The organism is Rudanella paleaurantiibacter (genome assembly GCF_009184635.1).
In the GTDB taxonomy this organism is placed as follows: Bacteria; Bacteroidota; Bacteroidia; order Cytophagales; family Spirosomataceae; genus Rudanella; species Rudanella paleaurantiibacter.
The window spans coordinates 492,093-510,578 of sequence record NZ_WELI01000005.1 but is presented as its reverse complement, the minus strand read 5'-3'; the positions used below and the strand labels follow the sequence as shown (position 1 = coordinate 510,578).

Annotated in this window: 18 protein-coding genes; 11 read left to right on the top strand and 7 right to left on the bottom strand. The window is 51.9% G+C overall.

Going from position 1 to position 18,486, the window contains the following annotated elements; all coding sequences use genetic code 11:
• Positions 1 to 289 precede the first annotated feature (289 nt).
• The 8 genes from F5984_RS14250 to F5984_RS14215 all read left to right on the top strand — a co-directional run bounded on the left by F5984_RS14250 (position 290) and on the right by F5984_RS14215 (position 8,621).
• Positions 290 to 1,000 carry a lysoplasmalogenase gene (locus F5984_RS14250; RefSeq protein ID WP_152124912.1) on the top strand — a complete coding sequence of 237 codons (711 nt, stop codon included), beginning with the start codon at positions 290 to 292 and terminating at the stop codon, positions 998 to 1,000.
• A 170-nt stretch (positions 1,001 to 1,170) separates the two neighbouring features.
• Entirely contained in the window at positions 1,171 to 2,421 is a 1,251-nt protein-coding gene (clpX, locus tag F5984_RS14245; RefSeq protein WP_152124911.1) for an ATP-dependent Clp protease ATP-binding subunit ClpX, read from the top strand.
• A 116-nt stretch (positions 2,422 to 2,537) separates the two neighbouring features.
• Positions 2,538 to 3,152, top strand: a complete 615-nt coding sequence (locus F5984_RS14240; RefSeq protein WP_152124910.1) for a hypothetical protein — start codon at positions 2,538 to 2,540, stop codon at positions 3,150 to 3,152.
• A gap of 310 nt (positions 3,153 to 3,462) precedes the next feature.
• Complete coding sequence (locus F5984_RS14235; protein ID WP_152124909.1) at positions 3,463 to 4,194, top strand: alpha/beta fold hydrolase; 732 nt, start codon at positions 3,463 to 3,465, stop codon at positions 4,192 to 4,194.
• A 165-nt stretch (positions 4,195 to 4,359) separates the two neighbouring features.
• The gene (locus F5984_RS14230; protein ID WP_152124908.1) at positions 4,360 to 5,493 is read left to right on the top strand and encodes an aspartate aminotransferase family protein; all 1,134 of its coding nucleotides are present in this window, start codon (positions 4,360 to 4,362) and stop codon (positions 5,491 to 5,493) included.
• 102 nt (positions 5,494 to 5,595) lie between these two features.
• Entirely contained in the window at positions 5,596 to 6,582 is a 987-nt protein-coding gene (locus F5984_RS14225) for an N-acetylornithine carbamoyltransferase (RefSeq protein WP_152124907.1), read from the top strand.
• A 321-nt stretch (positions 6,583 to 6,903) separates the two neighbouring features.
• Entirely contained in the window at positions 6,904 to 7,704 is an 801-nt protein-coding gene (argB, locus tag F5984_RS14220) for an acetylglutamate kinase (RefSeq protein WP_152124906.1), read from the top strand.
• Between the two features lie 71 nt (positions 7,705 to 7,775).
• Complete coding sequence (locus F5984_RS14215) at positions 7,776 to 8,621, top strand: hydroxymethylglutaryl-CoA lyase (protein ID WP_152124905.1); 846 nt, start codon at positions 7,776 to 7,778, stop codon at positions 8,619 to 8,621.
• A gap of 25 nt (positions 8,622 to 8,646) precedes the next feature.
• Here the strand turns inward: F5984_RS14215 and F5984_RS14210 are convergent, their stop codons facing one another.
• Complete coding sequence (locus F5984_RS14210) at positions 8,647 to 9,171, bottom strand: DUF7935 family protein (RefSeq protein ID WP_152124904.1); 525 nt, start codon at positions 9,169 to 9,171, stop codon at positions 8,647 to 8,649.
• Between the two features lie 80 nt (positions 9,172 to 9,251).
• On the opposite strand from F5984_RS14210, the gene F5984_RS14205 reads away from it, so the two are divergent.
• Positions 9,252 to 9,542 (top strand): iron-sulfur cluster assembly accessory protein, encoded by a 291-nt coding sequence (locus F5984_RS14205; protein ID WP_019990852.1) that lies wholly within the window; start codon positions 9,252 to 9,254, stop codon positions 9,540 to 9,542.
• A gap of 47 nt (positions 9,543 to 9,589) precedes the next feature.
• Complete coding sequence (locus tag F5984_RS14200; RefSeq protein WP_152124903.1) at positions 9,590 to 13,441, top strand: sensor histidine kinase; 3,852 nt, start codon at positions 9,590 to 9,592, stop codon at positions 13,439 to 13,441.
• Between the two features lie 16 nt (positions 13,442 to 13,457).
• On the opposite strand, the gene F5984_RS14195 is transcribed toward F5984_RS14200, so the two are convergent.
• Positions 13,458 to 14,027, bottom strand: a complete 570-nt coding sequence (locus F5984_RS14195) for an NUMOD4 domain-containing protein (protein WP_019990854.1) — start codon at positions 14,025 to 14,027, stop codon at positions 13,458 to 13,460.
• A 355-nt stretch (positions 14,028 to 14,382) separates the two neighbouring features.
• Between F5984_RS14195 and F5984_RS14190 the strand changes: the two genes are divergently transcribed.
• Positions 14,383 to 14,751 carry a CoA-binding protein gene (locus F5984_RS14190; protein WP_185155519.1) on the top strand — a complete coding sequence of 123 codons (369 nt, stop codon included), beginning with the start codon at positions 14,383 to 14,385 and terminating at the stop codon, positions 14,749 to 14,751.
• Between the two features lie 94 nt (positions 14,752 to 14,845).
• On the opposite strand, the gene F5984_RS14185 is transcribed toward F5984_RS14190, so the two are convergent.
• The 5 genes from F5984_RS14185 to F5984_RS14165 form a co-directional block, all read right to left on the bottom strand.
• On the bottom strand, positions 14,846 to 15,847 hold the full coding sequence (locus F5984_RS14185) for a 3-oxoacyl-ACP synthase III family protein (protein WP_152124902.1): 1,002 nt from the start codon (positions 15,845 to 15,847) through the stop codon (positions 14,846 to 14,848).
• A 154-nt stretch (positions 15,848 to 16,001) separates the two neighbouring features.
• Entirely contained in the window at positions 16,002 to 16,253 is a 252-nt protein-coding gene (gene purS, locus F5984_RS14180; protein WP_019990857.1) for a phosphoribosylformylglycinamidine synthase subunit PurS, read from the bottom strand.
• Between the two features lie 72 nt (positions 16,254 to 16,325).
• Positions 16,326 to 17,024 (bottom strand): CDP-diacylglycerol--serine O-phosphatidyltransferase, encoded by a 699-nt coding sequence (gene pssA, locus F5984_RS14175; RefSeq protein WP_246169003.1) that lies wholly within the window; start codon positions 17,022 to 17,024, stop codon positions 16,326 to 16,328.
• Between the two features lie 63 nt (positions 17,025 to 17,087).
• Positions 17,088 to 17,735 carry an MBL fold metallo-hydrolase gene (locus F5984_RS14170; RefSeq protein WP_152124901.1) on the bottom strand — a complete coding sequence of 216 codons (648 nt, stop codon included), beginning with the start codon at positions 17,733 to 17,735 and terminating at the stop codon, positions 17,088 to 17,090.
• 1 nt (position 17,736) lies between these two features.
• Positions 17,737 to 18,438 (bottom strand): SAM-dependent methyltransferase, encoded by a 702-nt coding sequence (locus tag F5984_RS14165; protein WP_152124900.1) that lies wholly within the window; start codon positions 18,436 to 18,438, stop codon positions 17,737 to 17,739.
• Positions 18,439 to 18,486: the final 48 nt, after the last annotated feature.

Genomic DNA, 18,486 nt, shown 5'->3' with positions numbered 1-18,486 from the left:
GGTTGGTTCGTGGTACTAATCTGTTCAAACTCAATACAGAACCGGATGTTTAAGCGTTTTTGCCTCAGTACTGGACATTCGGACTTCAGACACTGGACGTTAGACTTACTACCTTTATAGAGGGAGGGCTAACGTCTAATGTCCAACATCTAATGTCCAGTACTGAGCGTTTTTGCACGATGGTAGATTGGCGGAACTTCGAGTATTGACTCAGGAAAAACGACATGTTGTTTATATGGATAGATCGGCCCAAATTGCAGGCTTACACAACTGTTCATCATTGGCCGATATGGTTTCTCGTCCGCTTTTTATCTGGTTGTTTCTCGTGACAGCGCTCGAAATCACGGGTAACCTGCTGCATATCCCTGTGTTACATTACGTATGCAAGCCGCTCATTATGCTCTCGCTCATGACCTGGGTGGTGTTTAAACGGGCACATTGGCAGGAAAGCGGACCGGTTCGGTGGTTATTTGTCGGGATGGTATTTGCCTTGCTCGGCGATGTGTTCCTGATGATTCGGGAAATTGACCTGTTTGTGGTGGGGTTGGGGTCGTTTTTGCTGATGCAATTGGCCTACATAGCTGCTTTTTGGGGGCAATTGAGTGAGGTTGGCGTGCGTTTGTCGGCGGGACGGTTTGCGCTTCGGGCCATTCCGTTTGGGTTGTATTCGGCCGGATTTCTGCTGTATCTGTACAAACCGTTGGAAACAACCGGGCTACTTGGGCCCGTTGTGGGGTATATCGTTTGTATTGCGCTGATGGGGATCATGGCGGCCATGCGCCGGGAGGCTGTTACCGAAGCCAATCATAAACAAGTAGTGGCGGGGGCTGTCCTGTTTATGGTCTCCGACTCGGCCATCGCATTAAATAAATTTGCGTTTCCGTTACCTGCTGCCCACCTGATTGTCATGAGTACGTATGCAGTGGCGCAATACCTGATTGTGACGGGAGTGGTAGAGGCAACCATCGATGTGGAGGACGCCAAAGTGGCTGTTCAGTAACTGTCCTTTGGATAAACTGGCACTTGGGTTTTCGGCACGATGCCTTTATTTTTGTTAGCCCATTATGACTTGATTCGCGTCAAGTCTTTTTTTGTGCGGTTTCGGTCAACAAACACCATCAACACCCCGTTACCGTTTCACATTTTTCTACTTGAAATAGACACGTATTCATGCCAAATATAAACTGTTCGTTCTGCGGCCGACGCAAAAATGAGGTCATGCTGCTACTTTCTGGCCTGGATGCCCATATCTGCAATTATTGCATTGAAGAGGGACATCAGGTGGTGTTGCAGGAAATGAAGCCGCAACGGACCGAGGCTAAAGAGGTCGATATTAAGTTGATCAAACCGGTCGACATGAAAAAGCACCTCGATCAGTACGTGATTGGGCAGGACGAGGCCAAAAAAGCGTTGACGGTGGCTGTGTATAACCACTACAAGCGGCTGATGCAGCCGAAGTCGGCGGATGAGGTAACGATCGAAAAATCGAACATTCTCATGGTGGGTGAAACCGGTACCGGTAAAACGTACCTCGCCCGCACGATTGCCAAGATTCTGGAAGTTCCTTTCTGCATTGCCGATGCCACCGTGATTACCGAGGCTGGATACGTGGGCGAAGATGTGGAAACCATTCTGACCCGCCTGCTTCAGGCAGCCGACTATGATGTCGACGCGGCCGAACGGGGTATCGTCTACATCGATGAGATCGATAAGATTGCCCGCAAGGCCGACAATCCCTCAATCACCCGCGATGTTAGTGGCGAAGGGGTGCAACAAGCCTTGCTTAAGTTGCTCGAAGGGTCGGTGGTGAATGTGCCCCCGCAGGGTGGCCGTAAGCACCCCGATCAGCGGATGATTGCCCTCAATACCGAAAACATTCTGTTTATCTGTGGGGGCGCATTCGATGGCATTGAGCGGCATATTGCCAAGCGGGTCAACGCGCGGCCCATTGGGTTCTCGGGGGAGCGTCGGCTCCACGAGAGCTCCGAAAAATCGTACCTAATGCGGTACGTATCGGCACTGGATCTCAAATCGTTCGGTCTTATCCCTGAGTTGCTCGGCCGTTTGCCGATCCTGACTCACCTCGAACCCCTCGACCGCAAGGCTCTGCTTCAGATTCTGACCGAACCTAAAAACGCCATTTCGAAACAGTACAACAAGCTGTTTGCGATGGAAGGTATTGAGCTGAAATGGACCGACGAAGTGCTCGATTTTATCGTTGATCAGGCGCTCACCTATAACCTGGGGGCGCGGGGCCTGCGTTCGATCTGTGAATCCATCATTCTGGATGCTATGTACGAGCTACCGTCGCAACCCGGTGTTAAGGAGTTTACGGTGTCGCTCGACTATGCGCGGCAGAAATTTGGCGATTCGAAGTTTCAGGGCATGTTGCGGTGGTCCGATACGTCGGCTGCGGCCTAATCTGGACCGTTTCCTCGCTTTTTCGGAACTGCGTCATTTGTTAGTAACAAAGTCATCAGGGCGTTGTTAGACCGGTGAAATCTGAGTAGTTCACCATTAAACAAAAACGTTATCTGATGAAAACTTTTGCCCAACGAATCACCCTTTTCGTGGCCGGAACGGCCCTTTTCACTGCCTGCAGCCGTCCGTATGCAACTGTTCAGCGCACCCCTGCCGAAAAGTTTGCTACGGTTACCAAGTCGGAGGCTGTACAAACCATTGCACCTGCTCAGAATGAAGCACCGGTAGCGGTGCAGGCACCGGTAGCAACGCCTGAAGTGGAAACACCTGCTACGCCGGCTCCACAAGCGCAGTTGGCTACGGTTCGGGCGCAGCTGAACGAGGCTGTGGCCAGCAACAAAGAGGTAATGGCCGACAAGCGGGTGCAGAAGAAAATGGCGAAGATCAACGCCATGCTCGACGCAACCGCTCAGCAGGCAACCATGGCACCCGTATCAAACACGGCCGCCAAGAAAATGAACCTGATGGAGCGGACCATGGTGAAAAAGATCGATAAAAAGATCAAGAAGCAGATGGCTCCCGATCAGCCAATGGCGAAGAGTCTGCTCACACTGGGGGCTATCATTGCCATTGCGGGTTTGATTCTGATGTTGCTGGGGGTAGCCAGCCCGCTGGGTATTATCGCCCTGATTGTGGGTCTGGTGCTGATTTTGGTTGATCTGTTGCGATAACCGAAGGCTCAGGCACGCGACCGTGCCGGTCTGAAGACCAAAAAGCAACGAGTGAGCCGCCGGGTGGTCGCATGAAGATTGGCTTCGTGCGGCCACCCGGCGCTTTGTTTTTGTATGTTTTACGTACTGAATCGGAATGAAATGTATAATGTAGAATGAATAGTGAAAACGATGATGACCAGCGCATTGAGCTTTTTCCATTGTACATTATTCATTGTGCATTAACTTATAATGGAGTGAATGATTGTGTGAAACGCTCTGGCCCTATTCACTCAATCGCTCATTTGCTCAATCACTCAATCAAAACGGTATGAATCAGAAAAAAACGGTTGTTCTGCTGCACGGCCACGGGGTCGACTCGTCGATCTGGGACACCTTGTACACCGAACTCGCTCAGGATTATCAGCTGGTTAAACCCGATTTCTCGGGCCTCGCCAACCATACGACTATCGAAGCCTATGCCGAGTACCTGTACAGCATGCTACAGGCGGCTCAAATTGATCAGGCGGTGCTGGTAGGGCATTCGATGGGTGGGTACGTGGCGCTGGCCTTTGCTGAATATCACCCTGATCTGGTTAGTGGGCTCGTTTTGTTTCATTCGACGGTGTTTGCCGATGATGAAGAACGGAAAGCCAAACGGCAGGCTGCCATTGAACAAATTCAGCAACAGGGGAGCCGCGCCTTTGTCGAAGAGACGGTCCCTAAAATGGTGGCCCCCGCGCACCGCGAAAAGCGCCACGAACTGGTAGCTAACCGTATCGAAATTGGGGCCCAGCTGCCTCCGGATGCGCTGGCTGCGGGTGTACGTGCCATTGCTGCCCGACCCGACCGCTCGGCGGTGTTGCAACGGGCTACCTTTCCGGTGCTCGTGATTGCGGGTAAAGAAGATAATCTCGTTCCGTTTGAGAAAAGTATACAAATGGCCGATCTGCTCAATGAAAAAGGGGTATTTGTCGGGCTGGAAAATGCCAGGCATCTGGGCATGATCGAGCAACCTGAGGAGTCGCTTCGAATACTGCGCGAGTTTCTGGTGCGTGTATAGGGGAGGGGTGGATGGCCTTGTCAAGTTTACAAAAAGGAGGCTCAAGCGCTTCCTTTTTGCTTTTTTTGGCCCTTATTCCCCTAAAAATCCGTAATCTTGTTCTTCTTTTTTTGCGAAACATGAAATGAGCGCAGCCGTACGATCGGCTGACGCCCTCTACTGCCGATGGCTGAGTTATTTAATGTGTACCCGCTGAACGATGTGGAACCCGTTCGGGCGTTGGGCAGCTACCTTTGGGATACCAAGGGAGATCGTTATCTGGACTTGTACGGTGGCCACGCCGTGATTTCGGTAGGGCACACGCATCCGCGCTATGTACAGGCCCTGACGGAGCAGCTAAACCGAATTTCGTTTTATTCGAACTCGGTCAGGATTCCGTTGCAGCAGGAGCTGGCCGATAAGTTAGGCGAGATGTCGGAACATCCGGATTACGCCCTGTTTTTGTGTAATTCGGGGGCAGAGGCCAACGAAAATGCCCTCAAACTGGCGTCGTTTCATACAGGTCGCAAAAAAGTGATTGCGTTCAGTAAGGCGTTTCACGGTCGTACGGCCGGAGCCGTTGCGGCTACCGACAATAAGGCTATTGTAGCTCCGGTCAATTACAGCGAACACGTTACCTTTTTGCCGTTCAACGACGCCGAAGCGGCTCAGCAAGGCATTACCGACGAAGCCTGCGCGGTGATTGTTGAAGGGATTCAGGGCGTAGGAGGTATTCAGGTGGCTACCGATGCTTTTCTGCAAACGCTACGGAAGCGTTGCGACGAAACCGGTGCCGTACTTATTCTGGATGGTGTGCAGTGTGGCTACGGACGCTCGGGTAAATTTTTCTCGCATCAGTTCAGTGGCATTCAGGCCGATATTATTTCCATGGCCAAAGGTATGGGCAACGGTTTCCCGATTGGAGGAATCCTCATTTCGCCCAAGTTCAAGGCGAGCTACGGGTTGTTGGGTACAACGTTTGGCGGTAATCACCTGGCCTGTACGGCAGCCATTGCGGTTCTCGACATCATGCGCGACGAGAATCTGATCGACAATGCTACCCGCATGGGGGATTACCTTATGAACGGTATCCGGCAGATTGGCGGCTATAAAGAGCTGCGCGGACGCGGGCTTATGATCGGGATCGAGTATGATTTTCCGGTAGAGTCGCTACGGAACACGCTCTTGTACGATCATCATATTTTTACGGGCGTAGCGGGCAAGAATACGGTTCGTTTGTTGCCGTCGCTGGCCGTTGGGCAAGCCGAAGCCGATCAGTTTCTGGAGGCTCTGAGTGTTTGCCTGGCCGTGCAGTCGTAACGATATTTCTGACAAAAAAACATTTATCAACGCAGGAAAACACGGGCTACCCTTCGGGTTTGTGGCTGATAGGTGGCCCGCTTCCTGGGTTCATGATTCAATATGCAGCATTTCATTTCCCCCACCGACGTCACTGACATCCACGCCCTCATTAAGCAGGGACTGTATGTAAAAGCCAATCCGTTTGAAGATGCGCACCTGGGCAAAAACAAAACCATTGGTCTGATCTTCTTCAATTCGAGTCTGCGTACCCGTCTGAGCACCCAAAAAGCGGCTCAGAATCTGGGTATGAACGTGATGATTATGAACGTAGGACAGGATAGCTGGGGGCTGGAAATGGAAGAAATGATTGAAGGCCACCCGGTTATCATGAATGGTGACAAGGCTGAACACGTAAAAGAAGCGGCTGCTGTGATTGGGCGCTACTGCGACGTGATCGGGATTCGGGCCTTTGCCGAGCTGAAAGACCGCGACAAAGACTACCGCGAGCTGGTGATGAGTCAGTTTCGGAAGTATGCCGGCGTACCGATTGTGAATCTGGAGTCGGCCACCCGGCACCCGTTGCAGTCGCTGGCCGACTGTATCACGATTGCCGAGGCCAAAGCGGCCTATGCTATGCTGGCCCGCCCTAAGGTGGTACTGACCTGGCTTCCGCACTTCAAGGCATTGCCACAAGCGGTGGCTAACTCGTTTTGTGAATGGATGAACCCGCTGGCCAATGCCGGTGAAATTGAATTTGTGGTGACTCACCCTCCTGGTTACGAACTGGCCCCCGAATACCTCGGTAATGCACGCGTCGAGTACGATCAGGAGAAAGCCTTCGAGGGTGCCGATTTTATTTACGGCAAAAACTGGTCTTCGTATACGCATTATGGGCAGGTGCTTACGCAGAATCCGGCCTGGATGGTTACGATGGATAAGATGCAGCTGACCAATAACGGTAAGTTTATGCACTGCCTGCCCGTTCGCCGGAACGTAAAAGTGTCCGACGATGTACTCGACAGTCCACAGTCGCTGGTGATTGAGCAGGCTGCCAACCGCGAATGGTCGGCACAGGCTGTACTGAAAGAGATTCTGCTTACGCTGTAATTCCATCGCCAAACGCTTCGCCTAACTAAGTAGTAAAGCAGGATTAGTTTAAACTTTAGTTTGTCATCCCGACGAAGGAGGGATCTTTCTAATTGACTGACTGTAAGATCCCTCCTGCGTCGGAATGACAAAAGTGTCTGTTTGAAATACTTCAGTTTAATTCTGCTTGACTAAAGGACTAAGTCAAAATTGACGGTACAATGCAGAGTGAGTGGACTGATAATCAGCAGCGTGAATCACTATTCATTGTATATTGTTCATTTGTTTTGTTTGCCATACATGGCAAACTAAAAACCATAAACCATAAACCCAAAACCCTTCATGAGTACCCAACTGACTATAATCAAGATCGGCGGTAACGTAATTGACAATCCGGATGCACTCAAACGGTTTCTGACCGCGTTTGCGGGGTTGCCCGGCGATAAAATTCTGATTCATGGTGGGGGGAAAGTGGCAACGCAGGTAGCCGAAAAATTAGGCGTGCAGACGACCATGGTTGATGGTCGGCGGATTACTGACCGCCCGATGCTCGACGTAGTGACGATGGTTTACGGTGGCCTTGTTAACAAGCAACTGGTTGCTCAATTACAGGCACTGGGTGTCAACGCCATCGGCCTTACCGGAGCCGATGCGGGTACGGTACTGGCCCGCAAGCGGCCCGTTAAGGAGATTGATTATGGGTTTGTGGGCGACGTAGTTGAGGTTGATTCGGGGCAGATTCTGTACTTCCTGCGGCAAGGTCTTACGCCTGTGTATGCTCCCCTGACGTACGACGAAGCGGGTAACATACTCAATACCAATGCCGACACGATGGCATCGACTATTGCTGTCGACATGGCCGGGCGGGCTACAGTTTCATTGGTGTACTGCTTTGAAAAGAAAGGCGTGCTGGCCAATCCCGACGACGATGACAGTGTGATTGGCCAGCTTTCGCCCGAGCTGTACGCCGAACATAAAGCGGCCGGAACCATCAATAAAGGCATGATTCCGAAACTCGACAACGCCTTTAATGCTCTCGACAAGGGCGTATCGCGGGTGGTTATTTGCCACGCCGATGAGGTAGCCGCTGCCGTAACCGGCGCGGGAGCAGGTACAACCCTGCGCCTGCCAACCCCTGCCTGAACTGGTTAACTTTTTGTGTCGATTGTCCGTTTTAGGAGCAGAAACCTTACACCTGTTTCTGTTGCTTGCCTATGCACCTTGTTGAGTGCCCCCGCGACGCCATGCAGGGCCTACCACATTTTGTGCCTACCGATCTGAAAATTCGTTATCTGAACGTTCTGCTTCGGGTCGGTTTTCACACGCTCGACTTTGGTAGTTTTGTGTCGCCCAGAGCTATTCCGCAAATGGCCGACACGGCTGATGTGCTGGCGGGCCTTGACCTGACTACAACCCGCACCCATTTGCTGGCAATTGTTGCTAACCTGCGCGGGGCCGCTGAGGCCCTCACGCACGACCAAATCCGATACATCGGCTTTCCATTGTCGGTATCCGAAACGTTTCAGCAACGCAATACGAACCGAAGTATCGAACAGGCCCTGACCGATGTGGCCGAAATGCAACGTATGGCCGATCAGGCCCAAAAACAGCTGGTAGTTTACCTGTCTATGGGCTTCGGGAACCCGTATGGCGACCCATACAGCCCCGAACGGGTAGGTTTATTTACCCAGAAGCTGGTCGATTTGGGCGTGGGAATCATTGCCCCGTCGGATACCGTGGGAACGTCGACACCGGCGGCTATAGAGTCGCTATTCCGGCATTTACTGGCTCAATTCCCCGGCGTGGAATTCGGAGCGCACCTACATACCCGACCGGGCGAGGCTGGCCCAAAAGTAGATGCCTGCCGGCGGGCGGGTGTGGCTCGAATAGACGGGGCTTTACGCGGTTTTGGGGGATGCCCAATGGCTGCCGACGACCTCACTGGCAACCTCCCGACCGAGGAGATTATCCCGTTAGTAGGGTCCGATGGGCTCGATATGGCCGCGCTTGATGAGGCCCTGCGGCTTTCGAATGCCGTATTTGGGCCGGTAACGCATTGACGGCCATTCTGTAAGTTGCGTTAGTCTACATGAACAACTGCTGAATTTCTTCCTTTACCGCCCGAATAGCGGCAGCTGTCGGTTGCGTATCGCGCTGGACAATCCGCTCAAAAATTCGTTTCGATAGGTCGATAGCCGGAGCATCGGGAGAGGTATCGCCGGAGGCCTGATTTATGAGCATCGTCACTTCGTTCATCGCTATCTGAATCTGATCCCAGACAGCCTCGCTCATGTACACCTGCTGCGAGAGGTTATGGTTGTACTCGTCGCGGATTTCGGCCAGCAGGCGCTGCTGGAAGTCGAGTACGGTAGTGGCGCTGCCGTTGAGCCGCACCAGCAAATGGTTGGGGCTGATTCGCTCCAGAAACAGAATCATTCGCTCATAGGCTTGCAATCGAATCGGAATCACGGCTTCGGTGTAACGGGTCTTGACGTCGTTCTGATATCGGGCAGCCTCGCGCTCCAGTAACAGTTTAACGGTCAGAAACATACCGTACAAAACCAGGGCGGCCGGTATGGTTAACTTCAGTAAGTCAGCGATTAACTCCATTTGTTCAGTCTGCTTGTTTGGGCAAAAATAAATAACTTTGACTAGGAGGCCTGTTTTGGAGGCCATCTGGAAAAATACCTATGCTTGATCAACCCGTTCGGATTACGGCCGAAGCCCACTACCAGATTCAGAATACCTTAAACCATCAGAAGATTCCGGCCGAGTACGGTCTTCGGGTGGGCGTACGCGGAGGGGGCTGCGGGGCCTCCTGGTTGCTGGGCTTTGATACGCCCGGCCCAACCGACGAAGTGTATAACGTTGAAGGGGTGCGTGTCATTATTGACCGCAAACACCTTCTGTATGTTTTAGGGGCGCAAATTGGTTTCGAAGCCGGTGAAGAGGGGCGCGGATTCACCGTCGAAAAGGCGTAAGTTGGCATGATTTTAGCGGGAAGAGCCCCGAAGCCTCACCCTGTCTTGTGAAACACATTGAGAAGCATATTTTCCTGATTCTGGCCGTGCTTTTGGTCGTTCTGTCGGCCCTTTGCTACACCTTGCTGGAACGAGGAGCCCCCGGTGCTACCGACGAGCAGTATGTGTCGTTGGTACGTGACCGTGTTCGGGCCGAATTGGCCATTAGTAACGAAGAGTTGAAACAGGTTGGCGAACAAGTCCGACTGGCTCAGGATTACTCTTTTTCGGGGCTTCAACAGCCAACTCGTTACCCGTATTTCATTTTCAAAAACGGTGAACTCCTGTTCTGGTCCGATTACCAGTTTGTGCCAAACTATGCGGCTGTGGCATCCGTAAACCGGCCTCAGCTCGTTGATTTTGAACAGGGGCGGTACCTGGTTAGTCGGCTGAATGTACGTAAAGGGGCCGATGTTCTGGCTGTTTACTCACTCGTTAACATCTACCGACAGTACAAAACATCCAGCAGTTATCTGCAATCAGGCTATAACGTCAACCTGTTTCGTCTCGACCCACAGCAGATCAACAATGTACGAAGCCAAACCGCCTACCAGAACATTTACGAGCCCAAAGCGGGGTTCCTGTTCTCGGTTGTGCCGCCACGCGTGGATGCGTTTCGGAACGACTCAACACCGGTTAATACCGTTATTTTAGGGTCACTGGCTGTTTTGTTTCTGGGTCTTTACGTAGGATTGCAAATTGTACGCTTACGCCGGAGCCGACACTACGGGGCTGGCTTTGCTCTACTCGCGTTGTATTTTGTCATTCTGCGGGGGGTAATGCTTTATTTTGGCGTGCCGTTTCTGTTTTTTGAGACCGAGCTGTTTAACCCGAAGTTCTATGCATCATCGTTTTTAGCTCCGTCGTTGGGCGACCTGCTTCTCAACTGCGTAGTGGTAGCCGTGTTGTTGCTTTATCTGGTGCTGTACTACTTCCGGTCGCATCTGTACAACCGGCTCATTCATTTTCCTCAGTGGACCCGCTGGGCCCTGGCGCTTGTTTGTGTGTTGCTCAGCTACGTTACGTTTTACGCGTGCTTCGTGGAGCTGAACAACATCTACGTCAAGTCGCAGTTTACACTCGATATTACCCTCAATATTCGGTTTAACGGTCTCAAAGCAGCCAGTTTGCTTGTTTTCGTCTCGATTTCGATCATCTATTTTCTGGCCCTGAACCTGCTTGGAAGCCTGTACATCCGGTTTGTAGATACGCCCTGGCTGGGCGTGCTGGCCATCGGGATTGCCAGTGTACTGGCCGCTATTGGTTTCTATACGGTAGACGCTTTCAATGATCCGATCTGGGTTATTAACGGCCTGTTTTTCCTGCTCCTGTACCTAAGCCGGTTCCCCCGTACGTTGTACGCGTTTGAGTACCGTACGTCGATCTACCTGTTTTTGTCGGCGCTCGTGTGTGCCTGTATGACAACGTATGTGGTGTATCAGCAGGAAATTCGGAAGGATATAGCCCAGAAAAACGAATTTGGGATGCGGCTGCTGGCCGAAAACGATGATTTTGGCGAGTTTTTACTCCAAAAATCAGCCGAGGTGATCAGCCGGGACCCTGATATTCAGCGGTTCATGGACGATACGCTACTGGCTCCCGGTCGCATTCAGCAGCACGTCAAGACCGCTATTCTCGACCGCTATTTCAACAAGTACGATACCGAGGTGTTATCGTTCGATGCCAATGGGTATCCTATTGACCGGGCCTTGGCGGGCGAAAGTCTGCAACAACTGCGCGAGCAATTCGGACAGGAACGTTACAAAACCCAATACAGTAACCTATTCTTTGTCAACGAAGTAGGTAGCACGTTTATCAAGCAATACGTGCAGTTTATCGAGATTCGCAAAACCCGAACCAACGCGACTATTGGGCATATTGTGTTGCGGTTGCGGCTCTGGGGAGGCTTGCCCAAGAATGTGTATCCCGAGTTGCTGGTTGATAACCCACTTTTCGAACTCCCCGAAGCGCAGGATTATAGCTACGCGATTTACGGTCGCCCATCACTGGGGCAAACCAATCCAAGTCGCCTGATTTACAGCGATGGGCCGTACAATTACGACCGCAAATTACCGGTCAATGCCCTGAGTAATGCCTCTCTTTACAACGGTGGACTGGTCATTAATGAGTACAAGCACGTAGGCCTGAGAGGAAAAAATGGCCGGACGGTCGTGGTATCATCGCTCAACTATCCGTATCAGAGCATGTTGTCTAACTTCTCGTTTCTGTTTCTGGTGCTGGTTATTACGGTGCTCGTTGTGATTGCGGTGTATGCTGTTAAGTACGGATTATCGCGGTTCAGTATTAATCTCTCCACCCGGATTCAGATTCTGCTCAACCTGGCCTTTTTCCTGCCGTTGCTGCTGGTTGTGCTCATTATTCTGAGTGTAATTAGCTCCAACTACATTGCGAATCAGGAAGCTACCTACATCAGTAATACCCGAAACATTGCCGCTAATTTCCTGACTTACCTCGATGAGTACGCGCAGGAGCGCCGGAGTAAGGCGGCTATGGAGGAAGAACTGAAAAAGATTGCCCACGACGCTGGCGTCGATATCAACCTGTTCGACACGAAAGGGCGGTTATTCTCTTCGTCGCGACCGCTTATTTACGAAGGGGGCCACCTTTCGAAATTTATTAATCCTGAAGCGTACGTTCACCTGATTGAGAACAAAGAAAATCAGGTACTGCTCGACGAATCGCTGGGGAGCAAGCCCTACCGTACGGCCTACACCAACATCCGCTCGTACGATGGACGGCAGTTGGGGGTGTTGAGCATTCCGTATTTCTACGCCCGGCCCGACCTCGACCGGCAGGTGAGTGAGGTTATTGCGTCGGCGCTGAATGTGTTTATGTTTCTGTTCATCATTTTCATGGCTCTGTCGTATGTGGCTTCACGGAAGCTAACCCGACCCCTGAAAATTCTGACGCAGAAAATCCGACGGACTAATCTGGATAAGCTCAATGAGCCCCTGGAGTGGAAATCTGACGACGAAATCGGGTTGCTGATTGGTGAGTACAACCGCATGCTGGTGAAGCTACAGGATAGCAAGTTGGCCTTGTCACAGAGCGAAAAACAGTCGGCCTGGCGCGAGATGGCCAAGCAGGTCGTGCACGAAATCAAAAACCCGCTGACACCCATGAAGCTCACGCTGCAACAGCTTCAGCGTACGCTGCCCGCTGGTGAAGGCGATACCCGTGCCCGCCGGATTTTGCAACGGACCTTCGATTCACTGCTCGAACAGATTGATAACCTGAGCGACATTGCTACTTCGTTTTCGGAGTTTGCGAAGATGCCCATGCCCAAAAATGAGGTGTTCGAAATCTCGTCGGTGCTCAACAAAGCGGCTGATCTCTATGCCGACGATACCCGAATTTCGCTTACCCGGCAGGTACAAACCGGCCCAATTATGGTGCGGGGCGACCGGCACATGATGGGGCGGATTCTGACTAACCTGATTATCAACGGGATTCAGTCGGTGCCTGCGGGACGCCGGCCTACGGTTGAGCTTAAACTGTTCACGAGCGACGATCTGGTCAATATCGAGGTACACGACAACGGAGCGGGTATCCCGGAGGCTATTCGGAACAAGATTTTCCTGCCTAATTTCAGTACCAAACAGGGAGGCTCAGGTCTTGGATTAGCCATTGCCAAGCGGGGAATTGACCATGCGGGGGGCAGTATCTGGTTCGAGACGACGGAAGATGTTGGTACGTCATTTTTTATCTCGTTGCCCCTCACAGACCCGGCTACGTTTAGTTCGGCCCGTGCCCTTACCGGCGATTTTACACCGGTGATAACCAAAAAAAACGGGTCTGCACCGATCGGGATTAATCCCCTTGGTACAAACCCGAATTGAGAGCGAGCCAGCTAATTTACTCGTTATCGATGGTTACGTGTTTCCAGTTTTCACCCGAACGAATTCGGTTCAACTGGGTGTGCGTGATACCAAACTGCTTCGCGATCATCTTCAACCGGTTCTTGTCGTTCCGAAGCAGCTTCTTGATGATCTTCACTTTGCTTTCAGTAAGCTTGTAGTTACGGGTGCGTAGCGGAATCTCCGGGCGTTTAATGTTCGGATTATGCCGGTTATGCTCAATCATGCTGTCTTTGGTCACCCAGCGCAGATTCTGGTAATAGTTGTTGTGTTTATCGTGATCCAGATGAATCACATACGAACACGTCTCCTCCTCGCGATCCAGAAAATACTCGGCTACCAGCTTGTGCACGTATCGGTTGATCGTTTTACCCGATACCCGAATGTTCAGTGTCCGATACCCCTGAATCACCGAGCCTTTAATAATTGTACCTTCTCCGTTGCCTGATTGAAAGCTCCGGATACGGCCATAGTTTGATACTTCGTACCGGGGTGGGTTTTCGATTTGATCGAATACAATCGGCACCCACTTTTCATTCCAGAAACTCTGGTTTCTCTTGTCATTCATTTGCCAAGACGTTTGTGCCGCACTATAGGTCTACCTAGTCTAGCGCTGAGTGTTGTTTAACAAATGTACAACGCAATAGTCAGGATATACAAGTTAAAAGATGCTGAATATGATCTTTTTAAGGCTATGGGCGACGTATATGGGTGATAAGAGCCGAAAGTTCGGCTCTTTTTTTAGATTAAACCTCCACAAACCTTCTTTTGTTGTTCTTGTTCTGTTTAATTTTTATCTATAATAGTTAAACAGATTCTATATCTCCATCTGTTCGTAGGGTAAATTGGTTGAACCATTGGGGGGCTGGTAAGCGTAATGGTATCAGAAAGCGGATAAATACACTTCTGAATTGATAAGACTAATGAGCAAGAAAGGGAAAACGTTGATTTTGGGGGCCACAGAGAAGACCGACCGATATGCCAACCGGGCTGCAGCTTCTTTGTTGAACTATGGCCACGAAATCGAAATGATTGGCCTGCGGGAGGGGCAGGTGCGGGGTAAGCCCATCCAGACTGGCTTACCGGAGTTGACCGACATTGACACGATCACGATGTACGTAGGAGCCCGGAATCAGACCGGCTACTATGACTATATAAAAAAGTTAAAGCCCCGGCGGGTGATTTTTAACCCCGGGGCCGAGAATCCCGCTTTTGAGCGAGAGCTTAAAGAGGCAGGCATTGAGCCGATCGATGCCTGTACGCTGGTAATGTTATCGGTAGGGACGTATTAACAGAACGGGGGAAAGCAGGAGGGAGGAAAGGAGAAGGGATGCCATACTTGTGTTCCTTTCTGCCTTCCTCCCTTCTCCTTTCTCCCGCTTTTTTCTACCACTTAATCAACGCCGATGCCCAGGTGAAGCCGCTACCAAAGGCAGCCAGGCAAATGAGGTCACCGGGCTTGATGCGGCCCTCGTCGAAGGCCTCGGTCATGGCAATCGGGATTGAGGCTGCGGTAGTGTTGCCATACTTGTGAATGTTGCTCACCACCTGCTCTTCTGAAAGGCCCATTTGCTGCCGTACGTACTCTGAAATTCGGACGTTGGCCTGATGAGGCACCAGCAACGAAATGTCGCTTGGCTTAAACCCGTTGGCGTCGAGGCTTTCGTGGATCACTTCCGAAAAACGAACCACGGCGTGTTTGAAAACCGCGTTGCCATTCATAACCACATCGAAGCCACCTTCGTCGATCATCTCTTTCGTGGCGGCCCGACCTGGTCGGCTGCTGCCGGGGTCTTTCACGTACAGATCTTCGGCAAAACGTCCGTCGGCATGTAAGTGCGTCGACAGGATGCGGTGCTCCGGGTCGGTTGTAGCTTGCACCACAGCGGCTCCGGCTCCGTCGCCGAAAATAACAGCCACGTTACGGCCCGCCGTGCTTTTGTTAATCCAGCTCGATTGAATTTCGGAACCGACCACAAGAATGGTCCGGTACATGCCTGTTTTGATAAACTGATCGGCAATAGAGAGGGCATACACGAACCCCGAACACTGGTTACGGATGTCAATGACGCCAATGCCTTCCAAACCCAGCTCGCGCTGCATCAGGAAAGCCGATCCGGGAAAGAAATAGTCGGGCGTGATGGTGGCAAACACAATCAGGTCCACATCCTGCGCCTGCACGCACGCCCGCTCAAGCGCCATGCGCGAAGCCGCCGTAGCCATGCTGGCGTTGGTTTCTTTACCGTAAGTGAAATATCGACGCTGCTGAATACCGGTTCGCTCCTGAATCCATTGATCGGAGGTCTCCATATATTGCGTCAGATCATTGTTAGTAACTACGTTTTCGGGCACGTAGAAGCCTAACCCCGTTATGGTCGAATACGTCATGAGAAAGACTGAAAGTGCTGTAAAAATAGCACTTCTTCGCCGGATATTGGATATTGGATAGGCGTTGTTGGACTTTTTAACGCCCCTTTAAACGATGAAGTGCAGATTAATCGGCTGCTGAATACCGATAGGCCGATGCCTTGCCAATAAATGACTAAGCCGGTTGCAGCGTAAACGTGTACTCTTCCATAATGAGGTTAGCCAGTAGTTGGCGGCATGCCGAATCAACCGTTTGGCGGGCCTGATCCTCCGTCTCTGCATCGACCTCCAGAGTAATGTGTTTGCCAATCCGCACATTATCAATCGCGTCCATCTGTAGGTTGTGCAACCCCAGCTTTACAGCTTTGCCTTGCGGGTCAAGGATTTCCTTGCGGGTCATTACGTCGATCTGAGCGAGGTATTTCATGAGTCAATCATTGGGCAATCCGGGCAGCGAGTTACTGAGTGTGGTACTCGGCTCCTGACCACGTCTGGACCGCTACTTTTTGAAAATGAGTGAAAAAAGAATGTACAGTAGAATAATGAGCGGAAGGCCCGCGAACTGCAAAAATAGCAAGAGTAGCGCGGAAAGGACCAAAAAAATGTACTTGATCTGATTATCGGCCCACGCGAACGTTTTGAATTTGAACGCCATTAACGGCAATTCGGCCACCAGCAAATACGACATAACCAACGAGTACCCAACCAGAAACCACGGTTGCTGTACCAGGTCGGCACCGGGCTGCCCGTAGGCGATCATGAGCGGAAAGGCTGCCACAGCCAACGCATTGGCTGGTGTAGGAACCCCAATAAACGAGTCGCTCTGCCGTGTATCGACGTTGAATTTGGCCAGCCGAAGCGCCGAGAATACCGCCAGCGAAAACGCGATATACGGCAGGTAGTCGCCCCGGAGCGACAGGGTTCCGGCCCCTTCAGCAAAGGCACCGAGCAGCGAAAAAATAATGAAGGCAGGCAGAACACCGAACGTGACGCAATCGGCCAGGGAGTCGAGTTCTTTACCAATAGCCGATTGGGCATTGACGAGCCTCGCTACGAACCCATCGCCAAAATCGAGAAGGGCGGCCGCAAAAATAAGCCCGGCTGCCAGCGGTAAGTTGCCCGCGTAAACCTGAACGATCCCGAGGCAACCACATAGCAGGTTACCACAGGTCATGGCGTTGGGAAGATGTTTAAGCATACGAAATAAAGGAGGAAGGGGAGTAGGGGGAGGGAGGTTTTCCGGTCCTCCCTCTCCCGTCACTCAGCCTCGTACATAAGGATTATGCTTTTTCTCGTGTCCGATGGTTGTTGAATCCATGTGCCCAGGGTACACGATATAATCGTCGGGTAGGGTGTACAGTTGCCCGGTAATGCTCCGTTTGAGGTCGGCAGCATTACAATAGGGGAAGTCGGTGCGCCCCACGCTCTCGCGAAACAGCACATCGCCCCCAATCACGTACCGGTCGGCATGATTCACAAAGGCCACATGGCCGGGTGCGTGGCCGGGTACAAACCGGACTTCAAACGCACGGCTACCCACGGTCAGCGTATCGCCTTCCTTAATATATCCATCAATCTCAAACGGCTCGAACCCCCGCAGGCCGTACATAGCCGCACGGTTGGGTGTGTCGTTCAGAATAACCTGCTCGTTGGCGTGCATAAAGACCGAAACCCCATACCGGCGTTTCAGGTAGGCACAGCCAAACACATGGTCGAGGTGAGCGTGCGTAAGCCAAACAGCCTTGATTGTAAGATGATTGCTATCCAGAAAGTTACTCAGGGCCTCTTTTTCGGCCTGATCATAACAACCGGGATCAATCACAACGGCCTCGCGGTGCGTAACCCCGGCCTCGTCGGCAACGACGTAGGTATTTTCGGCAAATGGCGAAAAGGTGAACGATTGAAGCATATCACAAAAGTAGAAACACCGTTGGTTTCTTGTGTAAATCGGGTACGTTGGCTTTCCACTCGCGCACGGTCTTGGTTTGGACCAGCGCGTCGGGGGCGGTAAGGTTACAGGCAACGCAGACGCGTGTTTCGGGGTGGCAATGGGTCAGGATGTCGCCCATGAGGTGATTGTTCCGGTAGGGTGTTTCCATGAAAATCTGGGTTTGCAGCCGCTGTTGGGCTTCTTTTTCCAGATGTTTCAAGGCGCGGCCCCGGTCGTGCCGGTCGATGGGCAGGTAACCATGAAACACGAACGACTGTCCGCTCAGGCCCGACGCCATCAAAGCCAGCAGAATAGACGACGGCCCGATGAGTGGTACCACTTTCCAGCCGAGTTTGTGGGCCATACCAATCACGACGGCGCCAGGGTCTGCCACACCGGGGCAACCAGCCTCCGACATAACGCCCGCGTTGCGCTTCTGCTCCATCAACTCCTGAATCTGACGGCGTGTATCGGCCGGTGGCGTGTCTTTGTCGAGGAGGTGAAACGTGGTTTCGTCGATGACCCGTCCGGTTTTCAGCTCGGTGATAAATCGGCGGGCCGTACGCAGGTTCTCAACAAAGTACGCATCCGTACGGGCCACCACCTCGCTTACAAAGGGCGGTAGCACTTGTGGAGTCGTTCCTTCGGCGAGGGGAGTGGGTATTAAATAAAGAGTTGGCACAGTTGTGTCAGGTTATGGTAAATACTGCCCCAAAACGGGCGGCTTAAC